The organism is Streptomyces sp. NPDC030893, assembly GCF_055571535.1.
In genome coordinates this window covers 1031797-1050073 of record NZ_JBVIFC010000001.1, presented here as the reverse complement: position 1 = coordinate 1050073, position 18277 = coordinate 1031797, and the positions used below count along the sequence as shown (strand labels likewise).

Below are 18277 nucleotides of genomic sequence, written 5' to 3'. Positions count from 1 at the left end.
TGATGGTTCCCCGTCAAGGGACGAGCCCTGGCCCCGACCTTCCTGGTGGAAAAAAACATAACGTCTCCGGGGGCGCGGGGCCGTGCCGATGCACGGCCCCGCCGCGCGCCCGCCGGACGACCTCACAGGGGCTCAGGCACCGAAGGCCCGGGGCCACCGAGAAAATCTCGGTGGCCCCGGGCCTTCGGCGTTGTGTCCGTAGCACACAGCGCCCCCTCTCGAACAGCCGGCGCAGCACAAGGGGCGGGGGGCCCGGTTCCCTGCCCCCGGGGTCCCCCCCCCTAACCCCTCTCCCTTTTCCCCCTCCTCTTCCCCCCCCCCCCCCCCCCCCCCCCCCCCCCCCCCCCCCCCCCCCCCCCCCCCCGGTCGCCCCCCCCCCCCCCCCCCCCCCCCCCCCCCCCGCCCCTGAACGCTGCCGACTGCTACGCCCTACTCATGGCCGGAGGGCCGTCAGTTGTCGTCCTCGTCGATCAGGAAGCCGCGCATCGGCGAGGGCGCCTGACCCATCGGCGAGGGGCCCTGCGGACGCACCGGCGCCATCGGCTGGGTCATCGCCGGCTGCATCTGCTGCTGACCGCCGTACGACGGGCCGGACGGGCCGCCGGGGCCGCCGCCCATGCCCTGGTTGCCGCCGTAGGACGGCGCACCGGCACCGGCCGGAGCCATCGAGGGCGCCGGGGACGGCGGCAGCGACGGAGCGGCGCTCGCGGGCTGACGCGGCGGGGCGAGCGAGTCGTCCGCCTGGGTCTCCAGCTGACGCAGCTGCGACTCCAGGTAGGACTTCAGCCGCGTGCGGTACTCGCGCTCGAAGCCGCGCAGGTCCTCGACCTTGCGCTCCAGCGTGGCGCGGGCGGACTCCAGGGAGCCCATCGCGACGCGGTGCTTCTCCTGCGCGTCCCGCTCCAGGGCGTCGGCCTTGGCGCGGGCGTCCCGCTCGAGGCCCTCGGCACGCGAACGCGCCTCGCCCACGATCTTGTTGGCCTCGGAACGGGCCTCCGCGATCGCCTGGTCGGCGGTCTGCTGGGCCAGCGACAGCACCCGCGCGGCACTGTCGCCGCCGGGGCCGCCCTGCTGCTGACCGGGAAGACCGGGAGGACCGCCCATGGGGCCTCCCATCGGGCCGCCGTGGCCCATCTGCCCCTGCATCGGGCCGCCCTGGCCCATCGGCCCGGGACCCTGACCCATGGGGCCGGGACCCTGCGGGCCGCCCTGTCCGCCGGGGCCGGCGGGCAGCTGGGGAGCACCGCTCGGCAGCTGGGGCGGGCCACCCATGGGGCCACCCATCTGCTGCTGCGGCGGGCCCGATATGCCGGCGGGCACGGGAGCGCCGGGACCTCGCATGCCCTGCTGGGGCATGCCCGGAGGCGGCCCCTGCTGTTGCTGCTGGTCCTGCGGCTCGGGAGGCTTGCGCATGTTCTGCTGGTTCTGCGCGGCGGCACGCGTGGCCGCGGCCAGCTTGGCGCGCAGGTCTTCGTTCTCGCGCAGCAGGCGCGTCAGTTCGGCTTCGACCTCGTCGAGGAAGGCATCGACCTCGTCCTCGTCATAGCCTTCTCGGAGGCGGACGGTCGTGAACTGCTTGTTCCGCACGTCCTCGGGGGTCAACGGCATCTCTTCACCTCAACGTAGTCATCGGCAGTCGGCAAGACCGTATCGTCCACAGTCACCTCGCGAGATTGCCCACGATCGAGATCAGGATGTAGACGATGATCATCAGGACGAAGAAGGACAGGTCGAGCGCCACGCCCCCGAGACGCAGCGGCGGGATGAACCGCCGCAGAAGCTTCAGCGGTGGATCGGTGACAGTGTAGGTGGCCTCCAGGACGACCACCATCGCCTTGCCGGGTTGCCACGAGCGGGCGAACTGGAACACGTAGTCCATGACCAGCCGGAAGATGAGCACGATGAGGAACACCATCAGCGCGATGTAGATCACCTGCGCGAACACGCTCATGGCCTGCTTTTCCCTCTCCCCTGTGCACTGCTCGGTCCGGTCCTGCGTCTCAGCTCTGGTTGAAGAACCCGCCCTCTGCGATGCGGGCCTTGTCCTCCGCCGTGACATCGACGTTAGCAGGCGACAACAGGAACACCTTCTGCGTCACCCGCTCAATGCTGCCGTGAAGACCAAACACCAAACCGGCCGCAAAGTCGACAAGTCGCTTCGCATCTGTGTCATCCATCTCAGTGAGATTCATGATCACCGGCGTGCCCTCACGGAAGTGTTCCCCGATGGTACGGGCCTCGTTGTAGGTCCGGGGGTGAAGCGTGGTGATCCGGTAAGGCTCTCGTTCCGACACGACCTTGGGCATGATCACCGGTGCGTTCTTCTCCAGACTTGCGCGTTCTTGTGTGATGGATGCCACGGGCGCGATGCGCGCCGGGCGTGGCGATTCCGCGGGGAGCGCGGCGGCACGGGCGACCGGTTCGCGCGGCGCGGGAGGGTGTACGACTCGTACCTCTTCGTCCCTTTGGGGCTGATGTGAGCCGTGGGGCTGGTGCGACGGCTCGTGCCGCCGGTGGTCCCGCTCGGGCTCCGGGTCGAGTTCGGGTTCAAAGTCGTCGTCTGGGTCGAATCCGCGGCCGTCGTACCCATCGTCCTCCACGAGGCCGAGGTAGACCGCCATCTTGCGCATCGCGCCGGCCATGCTCCGAGTCCTCCGCTCTGTGGTGGATCCGCTGACGACCGCCAAGTGCCCGCGATCCACAAGGTCTTTACGTCCGCCGTTCGGCGGAACTGACCATATTTTCTGCTGTGGTCCGACTTCTTGGCGACGTTACCGGAGCCCGGGGCGGACTCCGAGTACCGCACTGCCGACGCGCACATGTGTCGCTCCGGCGGCCACGGCCTGTTCGAGGTCCGCACTCATCCCTGCCGAGACCATGTTCGCAGCCGGATGGGCCCTGCGCAGGTCGGTCGACAAATCCACCAACCGCTCGAAGGCCGCCTGTTCACGTCCGGCGTACTCCCCGGTGAGCGGGGCGACCGTCATCAGCCCGGCCGGCCGCAGCCCTTCGGCCCCGGCGACCAGACCGGCCAACTCCGCGATCCCGGAAGGCGCGACGCCCCCGCGCTCCCCCCGGCCGCTCGCACCGGCGTCGAACGCCACCTGGATCAGACAGCCGATCTCGCGCCCGGCCCGCACGGCCTCCTTGGAGAGAGCCGTCACCAGCCGGGAACGGTCGACGGAGTGCACGAAGTCGGCGTAACCGACCACCGAACGCACCTTGTTGGTCTGAAGTTGACCCACGAAGTGCCAGGTAAGGGGCAGATCGGCGCATTCGGCCGCCTTGGGGGCGGCGTCCTGGTCGCGGTTCTCGGCGACGTGCCGCACACCGAGTTCCGACAGGATCCGCACATCGGCGGCCGGGTAGGTCTTGGTGACCACGACGAGGGTGACCTCCTCGCGCGCACGTCCGGCGGCGGCGCACGCGGCGGCGATCCGCTCCTCCACTTTCGCCAGGTTCGAGGCGAGTTCGTCCTTACGGTCCGTCATGTCCCATCAGTCCAGCCACACATAGCCCGCGAGCCGCCCGGTGGTGCGGTCGCGGCGGTACGAGAAGTGATCCGCCGACTCCAGCGTGCACACCGGCGACTGCTCCCGGTCGCGCACCCCGAGCCGTTCGAGCTGGGCGTGCACTCCCGCGGCCACGTCGACCGCCGGCGTGCCCCGGCCCGTCGTGGCGTGCGCCGCCGGTTCGACGGCGGCCACCTCGGCGCGCATCGCCTCGGGCACCTCGTAGCACCGGCCGCAGACGGCGGGTCCGGTGCGGGCGACGATCCTCGCCGGGTCGGCCCCGAGTCCGGTCATGGCCCGTACGGCGGCGGGGACGATCCCGGCGGCCATGCCGGGCCGGCCGGCGTGGGCCGCGGCGACGACTCCCGCGACGGGGTCGGCGAGCAGCACCGGTACGCAGTCGGCGGTGAGCACCGCGAGGGCGAGTCCGCGCCGCGCGGTGACGATCGCGTCGGTCTCCGGTACCGGGCGGTCGCCCCACGGCCCGTCGACCACGACGGCGTCGGCCCCGTGCACCTGGTTCATCCAGACCACGCCGGCCGGGTCCAGGCCGAGGGACTTGGCGGCCAGTTCCCGGTTGGTGCGGACGGCTCCGGGATCGTCGCCGACGGCTCCGCCGAGGTTGAGCTCCGCATGGGGAGCGGCGCTCACCCCGCCCCACCGGTCGGTGAAGGCGAAGTGCGCGCCGCTCACGCTCTCGCGCAGTCCTATCACTTCAGGAAGTCCGGTACGTCCAGTTCCTCGGCCGCGCTGTCGTACGTCCGCGACGGCGGGACCGGGGGCTGGACGGCCGGGATGTCGGCCACCGGCTCCGGGGCGACCGGCTCCGGGTCCTCCTTCGGCGTGACGCTGCCGAGCGAGCCGAAGGACGGGCGGCTCTCCGGCCGGCCGGCCGGGGCCGGCTCCTCGCGCTTGGCCGAGGACGAGCCGAGCACGTTGTCCCGCTTGGCGGGCGGCTGGCCGCCGTCGAAGCCGGCCGCGATCACGGTGACGCGGACCTCGTCGCCGAGGGCATCGTCGATCACCGCGCCGAAGATGATGTTGGCCTCGGGGTGGGCGGCCTCGCTGACCAGCTGGGCGGCCTCGTTGATCTCGAACAGACCGAGGTCGGAACCGCCGGAGATGGAGAGCAGCACACCGCGGGCGCCGTCGATGGAGGCTTCGAGCAGCGGCGAGGAGATGGCCATCTCGGCCGCCGCCACCGCGCGGTCGTCGCCGCGGGCCGAGCCGATGCCCATGAGGGCCGAACCGGCCTCGGACATGACCGACTTGACGTCGGCGAAGTCGAGGTTGATCAGACCGGGGGTGGTGATGAGGTCGGTGATGCCCTGCACACCGGAGAGCAGGACCTGGTCCGCCGACTTGAAGGCGTCGAGGACCGACACCTGGCGGTCGGAGATGGACAGCAGCCGGTCGTTCGGGATCACGATGAGGGTGTCGACCTCTTCGCGGAGCTCCGCGATGCCGTCCTCGGCCTGGTTCGCACGGCGCCGTCCCTCGAAGGTGAACGGGCGGGTGACCACGCCGATGGTGAGGGCGCCGAGCGAGCGGGCGATGTTGGCCACGACGGGCGCGCCGCCGGTGCCGGTGCCGCCGCCTTCACCGGCCGTCACGAAGACCATGTCGGCCCCCTTGAGGACCTCCTCGATCTCCTCGCGGTGGTCCTCGGCGGCCTTGCGGCCGACGGCCGGGTTGGCTCCGGCGCCGAGTCCGCGGGTGAGTTCGCGGCCGACGTCGAGCTTGACGTCGGCGTCGCTCATCAACAGCGCCTGCGCGTCGGTGTTGATGGCGATGAACTCGACGCCCTTGAGACCGACCTCGATCATCCGGTTGATGGCATTGACACCACCGCCGCCGACACCGATGACTTTGATGACTGCGAGGTAGTTCTGCGGTGCTGCCACGTCGAAGGCCTCTCGCCTCGAGTTACGTGTCGCCTTCTCGCGGGTGCGCCGCGATCCGACGACTGATGCCGAATGGGACGGTCCGTATCGCCGACCCGAACCCTAACGTTGAAGTTTAGGGTTACCAGTGTGTCCGTTCCCTGGAGTCTTCTGAACAGGACACTAAGTCGACAAGTGGCGCACGTTCAACGAACACGCCGAACCTCCCGTTTTTCTTTTCACCCTATGTGATCAGCCGTAGCGCTGCCCAACCAGGGTGCTGGCCTGCACGGATACCCGTCAACTCCCTGATGACGCCGGGGCTGTGGGAACGCTGACGTCGAAGTGCCGCGCGCGGGGCTCGGCTTTCATCAGCGCGGTGAGAGTACGGCCCTTCTCGGCGCCCTTCTCACCGCTCCCCCAGTCGACCGTCCGGCCGTCCGTCAACTCCAGCGAGATGTCGTCGTAGGAACGGACCTTGACGCTCCGGACCGTCCGCGCCACGGAGTCCGGAACGGCGCCGGCCACCCGCACCGCCGCCCGCACCAGCCGGTCCTCGCCGAACCGGCGCAGGCTCGCCGAGGCCGAACCCCTTCGGGGGGTCTCCCATTTCAGCTCGGGTACACCTTTGACGGCCTTGGAAACCGTGGCGAACCGGACACCTTCATCGTCCACTTCGATGAACTTCCCCTGTTTGTGGACGAGAAGGACCGGAGTGCGTTCCGTGACTTTCAGCGTGATGTCGCGCGGCCAGGAACGGACCACGTCAATGGTGTCAATTCGGGGCAATGCCTTCGCGAGCCGGGCTTCGATCGCCCCGGTGTCGACGGAAATCAGCTGTTCCCCGAGGGGGACGTCGGCGGCCTCGCGCACCTGGTCCGCCGTCAGGACGCGGGTGCCGGAGACCGACACCCGTTCCACACGCACCAGATCGGACCCGTACAGCAGCCAGAACGCGCCGCTGCCGACGAACACCAGAACAACCGACGATGCGATGATCCGACGAAGTCGCCGTCGCCCGAACCGCCGGACGGGCGGCGGGCCGGACGACTCCCGCTTGCGTTCACCGCGCTCCGCGGTGGTCGATCCGGCCACGCTCCCTGCCTTCCGTCATACGCGTCTAGCGGTGCGCACGGGCGGCGATCGCCTCGTACACCATGCCGACGAGCAGGTCGTCGGCGTCCCGGCGGCCGAACTCGGCGGCGGCGCGGGACATCTCGTACAGCCGGTGCGGGTCGGCGAGCACCGGCAGCACGTTCTGCTGGACCCACTCGGGCGTGAGCTCCGCGTCGTCGACCAGCAGTCCGCCGCCGGCCTTGACCACCGGCTGGGCGTTGAGCCGCTGTTCGCCGTTGCCGATGGGCAGCGGGACGTAGGCGGCCGGGAGTCCGACGGCGGAGAGTTCGGCGACGGTCATCGCGCCCGCGCGGCAGAGCATCATGTCGGCGGCGGCGTACGCGAGGTCCATCCGATCCAGGTAACTTACCGGCAGATACGGGGGCATTCCCGGCATCTGCTGCACCTGCGGCAGTTCGTTCTTCGGGCCGACCGCGTGCAGGATCTGGATCCCGGCCTGCTGGAGCCACGGAGCGACCTGCTGCACGACCTCGTTGAGCCGGCGGGCGCCCTGCGAACCGCCGGAGACCAGCAGCGTCGGCAGGTTGGGGTCGAGCCCGAACGCGGCCCGTGCCTCCGGGCGCACGGCGGCCCGGTCGAGGGTGGCGACGGAGCGGCGCAGCGGGATGCCGATGTAGCGGGAGTTGCGCAGCTTGCTGTCGGGCGTGGAGACGGCGACCTGGGCGGCGTAGCGCGAGCCGATCTTGTTGGCCAGGCCGGGGCGGGCGTTGGCCTCGTGGACCACGATCGGCACACCGAGCCGCTTGGCCGCGAGGTAGCCGGGCAGGGCGACATAGCCGCCGAAGCCGACCACGGCGTCCGCCTTGGTGCGCTCCAGGATCTGCTCGGTCGCCTTGATGGTGCCGCGCAGCCGGCCCGGCACGGTGATCAGCTCGGGGGTGGGCTTGCGCGGCAGCGGTACGGCGGGGATCAGCGCCAGTTCGTACCCGCGCTCGGGTACGAGTCGGGTCTCGAGGCCGCGTTCCGTGCCCAGGGCCGTGATGCCCACGGCCGGGTCATGCCTGCGCAGGGCATCCGCGAGGGCGAGCGCGGGCTCGATATGGCCCGCGGTTCCTCCGCCGGCGAGTACGACATGCACCGAAATTCACCGCTCTCCGGACGAACGCGCCACCGGGGCGCGCCGTCGCATCGTGTTCCATCTCCGGGGCCGCTGAGATCCCCTGACCCGCTTTTTACCAAAGCGGGGTTGCCGCATCGCAAGCGCCATCCGCGCAGCGGGGTCCTCACGCGCGAAGGCGATCAGCAGCCCGATGGCGAACATGGTCGGCAGCAGGGCGGACCCTCCGTAGGAGAACAGCGGGAGCGGGACACCGGCGATCGGCAGCAGACCGAGCACCGCACCCATGTTGATCACGGCCTGGGCCGTGATCCAGGTGGTCACGCCTCCCGCGGCATACCTCACGAAGGGGTCCTCCGTGCGTCCGGCCACGCGGATACCCGCATAGCCTAGAGCCGCGAACAGGGCGAGCACCGACAGCGTCCCCGCCAGGCCCAGTTCCTCACCGGTGACGGCGAAGATGAAGTCCGTGTGAGCTTCGGGGAGTTGGCCCCATTTCTCCACGCTCGCACCGAGTCCGGAACCGAAGATGCCGCCGGAGGCGAGGGCGTAGATCCCGTGCACGGCCTGCCAGCAGTCGACCGGTCCGGACTGGGGCTCGGTGGCGCCGAGGCAGGCGAGCCGGGCCATACGGTTGGGGCTGGTGCGGATGAGGATCGCGCCGAGCAGCGCGGCGATCGACAGCACGCCGACGAACAGCCGGGTCGGTGCTCCGGCCAGCCACAGCAGGCCGAAAAGGATCGCCGTCAGGATGATGGCCGTGCCCATGTCGCCGCCGAGCATGATCAGCCCGAGCAGCATGAACGCGGCCGGTACCAGCGGCACCAGCATGTGCTTCCACTGGGTCAGCAGCCGCTTGTCCTGTTTGCGGGCCAGCAGATCGGCGCCCCACAGCACCAGCGCGAGCTTGCCGAACTCACTGGGCTGGAGCTGGAAGGTGCCGCCGAGGGCGATCCAGTTCTGGTTGCCGTTGACCGCGACTCCTATCCCCGGCACCTGCACCAGGGCCATCAGGACGACGGCACCCGCGAGGATCGGGTAGGCCAGCGCGCGGTGCAGCCGCACCGGCATGCGGGAGGCCGCGAGCAGCAGGACGGCGCCGATGCCGGCGGCCAGCAGCTGCTTGCGGAAGAAGTAGGAACCCGGCAGCGACCTCTGCAGCGCGGTGATCTGGGAGGCCGAGTAGACCATCACCAGGCCCAGCACGATGATGAGCAGACTGCCGCCCAGGATCAGGTAGTAGGCGGTCAGCGGCCGGTCCCAGGCCCTGCGCGCCCGGTCGATCAGGGTGCGGAGGGGGTTCTCGCGCGGGGGTCCGGGCACGGCGGGCCGGCCCGCGGCCCGCCGCACGGGCGGCCGGCCGGTACGGCTACTGGGCATCACGGCCTCCACGGCACGCCGGACAACAGGCCCTAGACGGTCCCACGCGTCCCTCCCAAGGTCGCCCGGCACCAGGCGGGCCGGGGGTCAGGCGCCGAGCTCGCGCACCGCCTGGGCGAACGCGTCACCGCGCTTGTTGTAGTTGGCGAACATGTCCATCGAGGCGCAGGCGGGGGCCAGCAGCACCGTGTCGCCCGGCCGGGCCAGCCGCCGGGCCTCACGGACAGCCTGGAGCATCGCCCCAGTGTCGGTCCGCCCGAGGTCGACCACGGGTACTTCGGGGGCGTGTCGCGCCAGGGCTTCGCGGATGAGGGCGCGGTCCCTGCCGATCAGCACGGCGCCGCGCAGCCGCTTCGCCGAGCCGGCGACCAGTTCGTCGAAGGTGGCGCCCTTGGCGAGGCCGCCGGCGATCCACACGATCGACTCGTACGCGGCCAACGAGGCGCCGGCGGCGTGGGTGTTGGTGGCCTTGGAGTCGTCCACGTAGGCGACGCCGTGCAGGTCCGCGACGTGCGCGATGCGGTGGGCGTCGGGGGTGAAGGCCCGCAGGCCGTCCCGTACGGCGCTCGCGGGCACCCCGTAGGCGCGGGCGAGGGCGGCGGCCGCGAGGGCGTTGGCGATGTTGTGCGGGGCCGGGGGCGTGACGTCGGAGACCTCGGCGAGCTCCTGGGCGCTGCGGTGCCGGTCCTCGACGAAGGCGCGGTCGACCAGGATGCCTTCCACGACGCCGAGTTGGGAGGGTCCCGGCGTGCCCAGGGTGAAGCCGACGGCCCGGCAGCCCTCCTCGACGTCGGCCTCGCGGACCAGGTCCTCGGTCGCCTTGTCGGCGGTGTTGTAGACGCAGGCGACCCGATTGCCCTCGTAGACACGGCCCTTGTCGGCGGCGTACGCCTCCATGGAACCGTGCCAGTCGAGGTGGTCCGGGGCCAGGTTGAGGACGGCCGCGGAGTGGGCGCGCAGCGAGGGTGCCCAGTGGAGCTGGTAGCTGGACAGCTCCACGGCGAGCACGTCGTACTCCTCCTCGCCGAGCACCGCGTCGAGGAGGGAGACGCCGATGTTGCCGACGGCGGCGGTACGCAGGCCCGCCGCCTCCAGGATGGCGGCGAGCATCTGGACGGTGGTGGTCTTGCCGTTGGTGCCGGTGACCGCGAGCCAGGGGGCCGCGCCGGGCTTCCTGAGCCGCCAGGCGAGTTCGACGTCGCCCCACACCGGCACGCCGGCCTCGTCCGCCGCCGCGAACAGCGGCTTGTCGGGCCTCCAGCCCGGGGCGGTGACGATCAGTTCGGTGCCTTCGGGCAGGGTGTCGCCGTCGCCGAGACGGACGATGACGCCGAGCGCCTGAAGTTCGGCGGCCTGTTCACGCGCCCGTGCGTCGTCGCCGTCGTTGACGACGGTGACCTTCGCGCCGAGTCCGTGCAGCACCCTGGCCGCCGGGACTCCGGAGACGCCGAGTCCGGCGACGGTGACGTTCTTCCCCTGCCAGTCGGTCACTTGTCCGCTGCCCATCCCGCGTAGAAGAGGCCGAGTCCGACGATCACGCAGATGCCCTGGATGATCCAGAAGCGGACCACCACAAGGACTTCGGACCAGCCTTTGAGTTCGAAGTGATGCTGGAGCGGCGCCATCCGGAAGACCCGCTTGCCGGTGAGCCGGAAGGAGCCGACCTGGATGACCACCGACATGGTGATGAGGACGAACAGACCGCCCAGGATGGCCAGCAGCAGCTCGGTGCGGGAGCAGATCGCGAGACCCGCGAGCACACCGCCGAGCGCCAGCGAACCGGTGTCGCCCATGAAGATCTTGGCCGGGGAGGTGTTCCACCACAGGAAGCCGAGGCAGGAACCCATCAGCGCGGAGGCGACGACCGCCAGGTCCAGCGGATCGCGCACCTCGTAGCAGGCACCCGGGTTGGTCAGCGTCTCGCCGTTGGCGCAGGACTCCTGGAACTGCCAGACGCCGATGAAGGTGTAGGCGCCGAAGACCAGGACGGAGGCGCCGGTCGCCAGACCGTCCAGACCGTCGGTCAGGTTCACGCCGTTGGACATGGCGAGGATCATGAACAGCGCCCAGACCACGAACAGCACCGGGCCGATGGTCCAGCCGAAGTCGGTGATGAACGACAGCTTGGTGGACGCCGGGGTCTGCCCGCGGGAGTCCGCGAACTGCAGCGAGAGCACCGCGAACGCGATGCCGACGATGAGCTGGCCGGCCATCTTCGCCTTGGCCCGCAGACCCAGCGAACGCCGCTTGACGATCTTGATGTAGTCGTCCAGGAAGCCGACCATGCCCATGCCGACCATGAGGCCGAGCACCAGCAGCCCCGAGAAGGTCGGGGGTTTACCGGTGATCACCTTGGACAGGAAGTAGGCGGCGAGTGTCGCCAGGATGAAGGCGATACCGCCCATCGTCGGCGTACCGCGCTTGCTGGCGTGCTCGCGCGGTCCGTCGTCGCGGATGTACTGCCCGTAGCCCTTGCGGGCGAGCAGCTTGATCAGCAGCGGGGTGCCGATCAGCGTCAGGAAGAGGCCAATGACTCCTGCGAACAGGATCTGATTCATCATCGGGCGGCGACCTCACCCTCGGCACCGGTCTCGAGCAGCGCCTGCGCCACGCTCTCGAGCCCGACCGAACGGGACGCCTTCACGAGTACGACATCCCCCGGGCGCAATTCGCTGCGCAACAGGTCGACCGCCCCCTGTGCGTCGGACACGTGCACCGACTCCTCACCCCACGAACCCTCGTTATATGCGCCCAGTTGCAGCCAGGCGGCTTCCCTGCCCCCGACCGCGACGAGCTTGCTGACGTTGAGCCGGACGGCGAGCCGTCCGACCGCGTCGTGCTCGGCGAGCGCCTCGTCCCCGAGCTCGGCCATCTTGCCGAGCACCGCCCACGTACGACGCCCCCTGCCCATGGCCACCAGCGCGCGCAGCGCTGCCTTCATGGACTCGGGGTTCGCGTTGTAGGCGTCGTTGACGACCGTCACGCCGTCCGGGCGCTCGGTGACCTCCATCCGCCAGCGGGAGAGGGAGCCCGCCTCGGAGAGCGCACGGGCGATCTCGTCAGCGGACATGCCCAACTCGTGGGCGACGGCGGCCGCGGCGAGCGCGTTCGACACGTGATGCTCACCGTACAGGCGCATGGTCACATCGGATGCACCGGAGGGTGTGTGAAGCCTGAAGGAGGGCTGTCCGCTGTCCGTGAGTCGCACGTTCTCGGCCGAGACGTCCGCTTCGTCGGACTCTCCGAAAAGGATCACCTTCGCCTTCGTACGGGATGCCATGGCCCGTACGAACGGGTCGTCCGCGTTGAGGATCGCGACGCCCCCCTCCTCGGCCGGGGGCAGGGACTCCACCAACTCGCCCTTGGCCTGGGCGATCTGCTCCCGGCCGCCGAACTCGCCGATGTGGGCGGAGCCGACGTTCAGGACCAGGCCGACCCTCGGCGGGGTCAGACCCGTGAGGTAGCGGATGTGGCCGATTCCGCGCGCTCCCATCTCCAGCACGAGGAACCTGGTCTCCTCGGTGGCGGTGAGCGCGGTCAGCGGCAGCCCGATCTCGTTGTTGAGGGAGCCGGGGGTGAAGACGGTCGGCGCCTTGCTGCCGAGCACCTGGGCGATGAGGTCCTTGGTGCTGGTCTTGCCGGCGGAGCCGGTGAGCGCGACCAGGGTGGCGCCGAGCCGGCCGACGACATGCCGGGCGAGGGCGCCGAGGGCCGCCTGGACGTCCTCGACGACGATCGCGGGCACGCCGACGGGCCGGGAGGCCAGCACGGCTGCCGCGCCCGCCTCGACGACCGCGGCCGCGTAGTCGTGTCCGTCCGCGCGTTCGCCGACGAAGGCGACGAACAGGCTGCCCGGACCCGCCTCCCGCGAGTCCCGGACCACCGGCCCGGTGACCTGGACGGACGGGTCCGGTATGTCGTGCGTCTGTCCGCCGACGACTTCTGCGATCTCGGCGAGGGAGAGGGCGATCACAAGTTCATCCCCTGGGTCTTCCTGATGGCTTCGCGAAGCACCTGGCGGTCGTCGAAGGGACGTACCACCCCGGCGATGTCCTGGCCCTGCTCGTGGCCCTTGCCCGCGACCAGCACGGTGTCGCCGGGCCGCGCCCGGGCGACGGCGGCGGCGATCGCGGCGGCCCGGTCCTCGAAGACCTGCACCTCGCCGCGCTCGTGGGCGGGCACCGAGGCGGCGCCCTGGAGCATGGCGGCGAGGATCGCGAGGGGGTCCTCGGAGCGGGGGTTGTCGGAGGTCAGTACGGCGGTGTCGGCGAGCCGGGCGGCGGCGGCGCCCATCGGCTCCCGCTTGGTCCGGTCGCGGTCGCCGCCGCAGCCGAGCACGATGTGCACCTGGCCCTCGGTGACCCTGCGCAGGGCGCGCAGCACCGATTCCACGGCGTCGGTCTTGTGGGCGTAGTCGACGACGGCGAGATAGGCCTGTCCGGCGTCCACGCGCTCCAGCCGGCCCGGCACACCGGGCACGGCGGCGACGCCGTCGGCGGCGGCCTGCGGGTCGAGCCCCGCGACGGCGAGGGCGACGATCGCGGCCAGGGTGTTGGCCACGTTGAAGGGGCCCGGCAGCGGGGAGCGGGCGGTGATCCGCTCACCCTCGGGGCCGACCACGGTGAACGTGGAGTCCAGCGGGCCCACCTCGACGTCCTCGGCGCGCCAGTCGGCGTCGGGGTGCCCTTCCGCGGAGTAGGTGACGACCGGGACGCCGGCCTCCTTGACCAGGCGGCGGCCGTACTCGTCGTCCGCGTTGACCACGCCGAGCCGGCTGCGGGCGGGCGTGAACAGCTGCGCCTTGGCCTGGAAGTAGTCCTCCATCCCGGAGTGGAACTCCATGTGCTCCGGGCTGAGGTTGGTGAAGACGGCGATGTCGAAGACGCAGCCGTCGACCCGGCCGAGGACCAGCGCGTGGCTGGAGACCTCCATGGCGACCGCGTCGGTGCCGCGTTCGCGCATGACGGCGAACAGCGCCTGCAGGTCGGTGGCCTCGGGCGTGGTGCGCTCGGACTTGATGCGCTCGTCGCCGATGCGCATCTCGACGGTGCCGATCAGACCGGTGCTCCGGACGGTCCTGAGGCCGCCCTCGACCAGGTAGGCGGTGGTGGTCTTGCCGGAGGTTCCGGTGATGCCCAGTTGGAGCAGGTCACGGCCCGGGTGGCCGTAGATGGTGGCGGCCAGTTCGCCCATCCGCGCGCGCGGGTCGTCGACCACCAGCGCCGGCAGTCCGGTCGCGGCGACGCGCTCGGCCCCGGACGGGTCGGTCAGCACGGCGACCGCGCCGAGGCCGGCCGCCTGGGTGACGAAGTCGGCTCCGTGGGCGCGGGCGCCCGGGAGGGCGGCGTACAGGTCGCCGGGGCGGACGGCGCGCGAGTCATGGGTGATGCCCGTGACGTCGGCGGCCTGCTCCGGGGCGGCGGCACCCAGCTGACCGGCGAGTTCCGCGAGGGGTGTGGCGGAGACCCGGTCCGGGCGGGGCGGTCCCGGATATGTCACGGGGTGGCCCTTCTGGGCGGTTCGGTACTGATCAGCGTGTGGCACGGCGGTGAGCGTACCGGGCGCGGTGGTGGCGGGGCCAAGCGAGGTGTGGGGGGTGTGCTGGTTCCCGGGGTCCGGGGTGATCGTTGTCACGAGGTGGTTCCTGGTGGCTCGGTGCTCGGTACGGGTCAGGGCTTGAAGGTGACCGGAAGGTCGGCGGGTGCGGCGCCGGTCGGCGGCACCTGGAGGGTCTTCAGGGCGAACTCCATGACCTGCTTGTACACGGGTCCGCAGATCTGGCCGCCGAAGTAGCTGCCCTCGGTGGCGTTCTGGATGACGCAGTAGACGGTGATCCTGGGTTTGTCGGCGGGCGCGAACCCGGCGAAGGACGAGGTGTAGCCGTGGTACTTGCCGGTGGCCGGATCCACTCGGTTCGCCGTACCGGTCTTCCCCGCGACCCGGTAGCCCGGGATGCGCGCCTTGGTGCCGGTGCCCTCCTCGTCGTCCACGACGGACTCCAGCATCCGGGCGAGCGTCTTCGCCGTCTTCTCGCTGACGACCCGGGTCTCCTTGGGCTTGGGGGCGGGGGTGAAGCGTCCGTCGGGCCCCTTGGAGCCGCGGACGAGCGTGGGTTCGACGCGGACGCCGCCGTTGGCGATGGTCGAGTAGACGGAGGCGGCCTGCATGGCGTTGATGGACACGCCCTGGCCGAACGGGATCGTGTACTGCTGCGAGGTGGACCAGGCGTCCGGCGGGGCGAGGATGCCCTTGGTCTCGCCGGGGAAGCCGAGGCCGGTGTGGCTGCCGAGGCCGAACTTGCGCAGGTACTGGTAGAGGACCTTGTTGGCGGCGGACTGGGTCTTGCCGAGCTGGCCGGTGGCGAGGATGGTGCCGATGTTGCTGGACTTGGCGAGCACGCCGTTGAGCGTGAGGTACCAGGTCGGGTGGTCGACGTCGTCCTTGAAGAGCCGGTCGCCGCGGTGCAGCCGGTTGGGCACCACCACATGGGTGCCCGGGGTGGCGGCGTTCTCCTCGAGGACGGCGGCCATGGAGAGGACCTTGGCCGTGGAGCCGGGCTCGAAGGCGTCCTGCAGGGCCGCGTTGCCGAGTGCCTTCGGATCGGCCTCGGAGAGGTTGTTCGGGTCGAAGCCCGGCGCGTTGGCCATCGCGAGGACCTCGCCGGTGCGGGTGTCCTGGACGATGACGTAGCCGCGGTCGGCCGCCGACTTCTCGACCTGCTCGCTGATGGCGTTCTGCGCGGCCCACTGGATGTCGCGGTGGATGGTCAGCTCGATGTCGCTGCCGGGGACGGCGGGGGTCTCGGTGGCGCCGCCCGCGGTGGGCACCAGACGGCCCCCGGACTGGGCGTAGCGGATCTTGCCGTCCTCGCCGGCCAGCCGCTTGTCCAGCTGGAGCTCGATGCCGCCGCCGCCCTTGCCCTCGGCGTTGACCCAGCCCAGTATCCCGGCGGCGAGTTCGGTGTTGGGGTACACCCGCTTGCTGGTGGGCACGGAGAAGACACCGGCCAGGACGTTGACGGTGGACTCGTCGTGCTCGGCCTTCTCGGCGAGGACGCCCTTGAGTTCCTTGATCTGCTTCCAGACCTGCGGGGTCTGGCGGCCGGCCAGCTTGACGTAGCGCAGGGCCTTGTTCTCCGGCCGCAGCTTCTCGACCAGTGCGTCGGGCTCCGCTCCGAGGATGGGGGCGAGGAGCGCGGCGGCCTGCTCGGGGCCGTCGGTGATGTCCAGCTCGTCCGGGGCGAACATGGTGGGGTCGGCGGTGATGTCGTAGGCGTCCTCGCTGGTCGCGAGGGCCACGCCGTTGCGGTCGGTGATCTCGCCGCGCTCCGCGGCCAGCACCTGGCCGACGTAGCGGTTCTGCTCCGCCTTGCCGGCGTAGGTACTCGCGTCGACCGCCTGGACCTGGAACAGGCGTACGACGAAGGCGAGCAGGACGAGGGTCAGGGCGACGCCGATCAGGCGCAGCCGGGGGCGCGGGCTGCCCAGGCGGATGACCTTCGGCGCGCCGGGCCGCGGGCCCGCGGGGCCGCGGGAGGGGCGGGCGCCGGGTCCGGGGCGGCGTACGGCACCCGGGCCGGCGGGTCCGGGCACCCGGCGGCGGGGCGGTTCCCTGTCGGACACTTCCGTCACCTGCCGGGGGTCGGGGTCGTCGCGGAGGAGGGCGCGGGGGCGGCGGCCGACGGGCTCGGCGCCCCGGTGGGCGGCGGGACGGTCGCGGTGGCCAGCGCCTCGGGGGCGAGGACCAGGGGGGCGCGGACGGCGGAGGCTGCGCTGGGCACGCCCCTGACCTTGCCGCCGGGGTCCAGGAAGGCGGGGTCGCCGCCGGGCACCATGCCGAGTTCGCGGGCGCGGCGCTGGAGCGCGTCGGGGGCGGAGTAGGCGTCGATGTCCCGCTGCAGGGCCTGTTCCTCGTCGGTGAGGTTCTTGGTCTCCCGCTGGAGGTCGTCGAGCTGGAAGGCGCCCTCGCTGAGGGCGGAGTTCAGCACCAGCAGGCCGATCAGCCCGCCGCCGAGGAGGACGACGACGAGGAGGACGAAGGGGGTGCGGGCCGCCTGGGCGCGGCCGGTGGGCAGGAGCCGCGCGAGCCGGGCGGCCCGGCCCTTCAGCTCGGGTCGCCCCCGCGGTTCGGGTTTCCTACTCACTCACGCTCCCCTGAGTTCGCTCGTCCCACCCGTGTGCCCGGCCCGTCACCCGCCTCAGGTGCCGTCCGTGCCGTGCCGTCCGTACCGTCCGCGCCTCAATCGACGTCCTCCCGGATCCGCTCGGCGCCGCGCAGCCGCGCGGGTGCCGCGCGGCGGTTCTCGGCGATCTCCTCCTCGGTGGGAAGTTCGGCACCGCGCGTGAGCAGCTTGAGCCGGGGCTGGTACTGCTCGGGGACGACCGGGAGTCCGGGCGGGGCGGTGGTGGCGGCGCCGGCCGCGAACACCTGCTTGACGAGCCGGTCCTCCAGGGAGTGGTACGACAGCACGGCGATGCGTCCGCCGACGTCGAGGGCCTTCACGGCCGCCGGGATCGCCCGCTCCAGCACCGACAGCTCACCGTTGACCTCGATCCGCAGGGCCTGGAAGGTGCGCTTGGCCGGGTTGCCTCCGGTGCGCTTGGCGGCCTGCGGCAGCGCGTCGCGGATCAGCTCGACCAGGCGGGCGCTGGTGGTGAACGGCTCCTTCTCGCGTTCGCGCACGATCGCGGAGACGATGCGCTTGGCCTGCTTCTCCTCGCCGTAGGCGCGCAGGATGCGGACGAGTTCGCCGGGCGGGTAGGTGTTGAGGACCTCGGCGGCGCTGACGCCGGCCGTCTGGTCCATGCGCATGTCGAGGGGGGCGTCCTGGGCGTAGGCGAAGCCTCGGCCGGCCTCGTCGAGCTGCATGGAGGACACCCCGAGGTCGAACAGGACGCCCCGCACGCGCGGGATGCCGAGCCGGTCGAGGACGTCGGGGAGCTCGTCGTAGACGGCGTGCACCAGGGTGGCCCGCTCACCGAAGGGGCCGAGCCGCTCGCCGGACAGGCGCAGGGCCTCCTTGTCGCGGTCCAGGGCGACGAGCCGGGCCTCGGGGAACCGCCGGAGCAGGGCCTCGCTGTGGCCGCCGAGGCCGAGGGTGCAGTCGACCACCACCGCTCCGGGCTGTTCCAGGGCGGGTGCCAACAGGTCCAGGCAGCGCTGGAGCATCACCGGGACGTGTCGACTGTTGCTCAAGTGACCCTCTCAAATCCGGCGGGCGTCCACGCACCGCCGGGTCCCCGCCCTCCCCGGATGCAAGGGGCGGCCGGCGCCACAGGCGTCGGCCGAGCGGCGGCGGGAGGAGGCCG

Annotated in this window: 16 protein-coding genes; all 16 read right to left on the bottom strand. The window is 71.3% G+C overall.

Going from position 1 to position 18277, the window contains the following annotated elements:
- Positions 1–450 precede the first annotated feature (450 nt).
- The 16 genes from ACZ434_RS04695 to rsmH all read right to left on the bottom strand — a co-directional run bounded on the left by ACZ434_RS04695 (position 451) and on the right by rsmH (position 18164).
- Positions 451–1608: a DivIVA domain-containing protein gene (locus ACZ434_RS04695; RefSeq protein ID WP_468451738.1), complete on the bottom strand. Its 1158-nt coding sequence runs from the start codon at positions 1606–1608 to the stop codon at positions 451–453.
- Positions 1609–1660: 52 nt separating this feature from the next.
- The gene (locus tag ACZ434_RS04690) at positions 1661–1951 is read right to left on the bottom strand and encodes a YggT family protein (RefSeq protein WP_004932337.1); all 291 of its coding nucleotides are present in this window, start codon (positions 1949–1951) and stop codon (positions 1661–1663) included.
- Between the two features lie 49 nt (positions 1952–2000).
- The gene (locus tag ACZ434_RS04685) at positions 2001–2642 is read right to left on the bottom strand and encodes a cell division protein SepF (RefSeq protein ID WP_468451735.1); all 642 of its coding nucleotides are present in this window, start codon (positions 2640–2642) and stop codon (positions 2001–2003) included.
- A 129-nt stretch (positions 2643–2771) separates the two neighbouring features.
- Complete coding sequence (locus ACZ434_RS04680; RefSeq protein ID WP_468451733.1) at positions 2772–3491, bottom strand: YggS family pyridoxal phosphate-dependent enzyme; 720 nt, start codon at positions 3489–3491, stop codon at positions 2772–2774.
- A gap of 6 nt (positions 3492–3497) precedes the next feature.
- Positions 3498–4226, bottom strand: coding sequence for a peptidoglycan editing factor PgeF (gene pgeF, locus ACZ434_RS04675; RefSeq protein WP_468451731.1), 729 nt, complete (start codon positions 4224–4226; stop codon positions 3498–3500).
- Positions 4223–5416, bottom strand: a complete 1194-nt coding sequence (gene ftsZ / locus ACZ434_RS04670; protein WP_468451729.1) for a cell division protein FtsZ — start codon at positions 5414–5416, stop codon at positions 4223–4225. The genes pgeF and ftsZ overlap by 4 nt, the downstream gene beginning before the upstream one ends.
- Before the next feature lie 279 nt (positions 5417–5695).
- Positions 5696–6490, bottom strand: a complete 795-nt coding sequence (locus ACZ434_RS04665; RefSeq protein WP_468451728.1) for a cell division protein FtsQ/DivIB — start codon at positions 6488–6490, stop codon at positions 5696–5698.
- A 25-nt stretch (positions 6491–6515) separates the two neighbouring features.
- Positions 6516–7610 carry an undecaprenyldiphospho-muramoylpentapeptide beta-N-acetylglucosaminyltransferase gene (gene murG / locus ACZ434_RS04660; RefSeq protein ID WP_468451725.1) on the bottom strand — a complete coding sequence of 365 codons (1095 nt, stop codon included), beginning with the start codon at positions 7608–7610 and terminating at the stop codon, positions 6516–6518.
- 6 nt (positions 7611–7616) lie between these two features.
- Positions 7617–8969, bottom strand: coding sequence for a putative lipid II flippase FtsW (ftsW, locus tag ACZ434_RS04655; RefSeq protein ID WP_468451723.1), 1353 nt, complete (start codon positions 8967–8969; stop codon positions 7617–7619).
- An 87-nt stretch (positions 8970–9056) separates the two neighbouring features.
- The gene (murD, locus tag ACZ434_RS04650) at positions 9057–10475 is read right to left on the bottom strand and encodes a UDP-N-acetylmuramoyl-L-alanine--D-glutamate ligase (protein ID WP_468451721.1); all 1419 of its coding nucleotides are present in this window, start codon (positions 10473–10475) and stop codon (positions 9057–9059) included.
- Positions 10457–11530 (bottom strand): phospho-N-acetylmuramoyl-pentapeptide-transferase, encoded by a 1074-nt coding sequence (gene mraY, locus ACZ434_RS04645; protein WP_468430056.1) that lies wholly within the window; start codon positions 11528–11530, stop codon positions 10457–10459. The genes murD and mraY overlap by 19 nt, the downstream gene beginning before the upstream one ends.
- Positions 11527–12942, bottom strand: a complete 1416-nt coding sequence (locus ACZ434_RS04640) for a UDP-N-acetylmuramoyl-tripeptide--D-alanyl-D-alanine ligase (RefSeq protein WP_468451719.1) — start codon at positions 12940–12942, stop codon at positions 11527–11529. Before ACZ434_RS04640 ends, mraY begins: the two co-directional genes overlap by 4 nt.
- Positions 12939–14468, bottom strand: a complete 1530-nt coding sequence (locus ACZ434_RS04635) for a UDP-N-acetylmuramoyl-L-alanyl-D-glutamate--2,6-diaminopimelate ligase (protein WP_468451717.1) — start codon at positions 14466–14468, stop codon at positions 12939–12941. The genes ACZ434_RS04640 and ACZ434_RS04635 overlap by 4 nt, the downstream gene beginning before the upstream one ends.
- A gap of 170 nt (positions 14469–14638) precedes the next feature.
- The gene (locus ACZ434_RS04630) at positions 14639–16591 is read right to left on the bottom strand and encodes a peptidoglycan D,D-transpeptidase FtsI family protein (protein WP_468451715.1); all 1953 of its coding nucleotides are present in this window, start codon (positions 16589–16591) and stop codon (positions 14639–14641) included.
- 5 nt (positions 16592–16596) lie between these two features.
- Positions 16597–17112, bottom strand: coding sequence for a cell division protein FtsL (gene ftsL / locus ACZ434_RS04625; RefSeq protein WP_468451713.1), 516 nt, complete (start codon positions 17110–17112; stop codon positions 16597–16599).
- A gap of 95 nt (positions 17113–17207) precedes the next feature.
- Positions 17208–18164 carry a 16S rRNA (cytosine(1402)-N(4))-methyltransferase RsmH gene (rsmH, locus tag ACZ434_RS04620; protein ID WP_468451711.1) on the bottom strand — a complete coding sequence of 319 codons (957 nt, stop codon included), beginning with the start codon at positions 18162–18164 and terminating at the stop codon, positions 17208–17210.
- Positions 18165–18277: the final 113 nt, after the last annotated feature.